The organism is Vibrio sp. L85 (assembly GCF_963871815.1).
Lineage (GTDB): Bacteria > Pseudomonadota > Gammaproteobacteria > Enterobacterales > Vibrionaceae > Vibrio > Vibrio harveyi.
Window position 1 is genome coordinate 1 of the sequence record NZ_CAWMYL010000241.1, and the last position, 322, is coordinate 322.

Consider the following 322-nt stretch of genomic DNA (forward strand, 5'->3'; position numbering starts at 1 on the left):
AGTTACCGTTAGGCTGTCTAGGTCAAGCTGGTCATTATTAACCGCTTCAACACCTTTATCGGTCAACTTCACTTGATCACCGTCTAGGACGAAGTAACCATCTGTGTTGTTTTCTAGCTGAACGGTAAGCTCATCTGCTGGCGTATCTGTATCAGCAACAACGAGTGTTGCCACTACGGTATCGGTGCTCACCGCATCTTCAGTCACGCTATCAACCGCTGTGACATCAATGGTTGGTGCGTCGTTTACGCGAACGACATCAAGAGAATCGGTGTCTGTTGCTTTCGGGTTCACGCCGTCTGATACCGACGCTGTGACAGTC

At 49.4% G+C, this 322-nt stretch carries 1 protein-coding gene; it reads right to left on the reverse strand.

Annotation, left to right across the window (positions count from 1 at the left end; all coding sequences use genetic code 11):
* The coding region (locus AACR11_RS22785; protein WP_139374631.1) for a hypothetical protein at positions 1 to 322 on the reverse strand (322 nt) is incomplete at both ends.